We start from the raw sequence: 1,381 nt of genomic DNA, 5'->3' as shown, positions 1-1,381 counted from the left end.
AGCCAGTTCTTATTCTTCATTCCTGATCATTTGTACGCGAGTGACGAAATTCAGGACAAGTTTAACGATGTGCTTAGTGATTACATCTCTGCAGGTAACTTAGAATTGATGATTGACGCCGTAGTGAGGCACAAGAAGAACATAAGCTCTAAAGACATGATGGAGCTGTTGACCTCGATGCAAGGCTAAGCTTCTACAAGGTTTGGTCGTGGTTATTAAGTAGTCATGCTTTCGGAATACGACTACTGTTTCTGATTGAGTGCCACAACCCTTTCGTTAGTACCTGGTTCTAAAAGGGCTTGCTGATCCAGAATAGTTTGCGGATTGTGGTCGCGAACAAATTCAATGAACTCGATGTAAGTGAGTGGTTGGCTGAAAAAATAACCCTGTATTAGGTCGCAGTTGGCTTTTCGAAGGTGATGATACTGTTCGAGAGATTCGACACCTTCGCCAACAACGAAGGTGTCACAAGAGTGCCCTAAGTTAACCATGGACTCGACCATCTTGCGGTCAGCTTTGTCGTGGACGATATTATCGATAAAGCTCTTATCTATTTTAAGTTCATCGACAGGGTAGTGAAGAAGTTGGTTAAACGCCGTGTAACCCGTACCGAAGTCGTCGAGGGAAACTTTTAAACCTAAGCTTCTGATGCTCTCAATGGTCTGCACGGTAAGCTTGCTGCTTTTAACGTAACTGGTTTCGGTAATTTCTATAATGATGTTGCCCGGAGGAACTTGATAACGTTCGAGTACCTTTCGAATATTATCGGCAAAGTTACGGTTGTAGAGCTCCATCGCCGAAATGTTAATGGACAAGGTGCCTTTGTATTGGTGAATCTCCGACAGTTCTTTATAGCTTTTGATTGCGGTACTAATGACCCACATGTCGAGTTTGGATATTAAATTACTTTTCTCAGCGGCTGGAATAAACTCATCCGGCCCAGCCTTTATATCAAATAGAGCAGGGCAGCGAATCAGACATTCTGCTCCGTCAATCTGAAGTGTCTTAGCATTGAAAATAGGCATAAAGCGAAGTTCAAAGTTATCACTCACGCAGCACTCTAATAGCCTTTTCTCGATAACATCATGCCTTTCAAGTGAATGAAGTAGTTCTTCGCCGTAAACAATCCGGCTATCTCCGTCACTGTGATCCTTAGCATTAATCAACATCTCATCAATACATCGGTGCCATATCTCCTCGAACTTAGGAGTATCGACGGGTAGTACACCAGTTGCAATTGAAAGCCTGAACCCATAGTAATCTAGGAAAGTCGTACCCGTTAGGGTGTTGTTAATGTTCTCAATTTCTTCGTTTATTGATTGGTGTTCACCCATTTCCAATATGGCAATGAATTGGTTGCCTCCAAGCCTTGCGATTGAAT

General features: G+C 42.8%; 1 protein-coding gene and 1 pseudogene. One reads left to right on the top strand and one right to left on the bottom strand.

Annotation, left to right across the window (positions count from 1 at the left end):
• Window positions 1–189 (top strand): annotated as a pseudogene (locus tag AB4653_RS28580) (GGDEF domain-containing protein); the annotation flags it as partial.
• Window positions 190–242: 53 nt separating this feature from the next.
• Here the strand turns inward: AB4653_RS28580 and AB4653_RS28575 are convergent.
• A partial coding sequence (locus tag AB4653_RS28575) for an EAL domain-containing protein (protein WP_372106015.1) occupies window positions 243–1,381 on the bottom strand: 1,139 nt, incomplete at its 5' end.

The sequence above is a fragment of the Vibrio sp. 10N.222.48.A3 genome (assembly GCF_041475345.1).
In the GTDB taxonomy this organism is placed as follows: Bacteria; Pseudomonadota; Gammaproteobacteria; order Enterobacterales; family Vibrionaceae; genus Vibrio; species Vibrio tasmaniensis_A.
The sequence above is the reverse complement of the archived record's forward strand: the minus strand, read 5'-3'. Positions and strand labels throughout refer to the sequence as shown.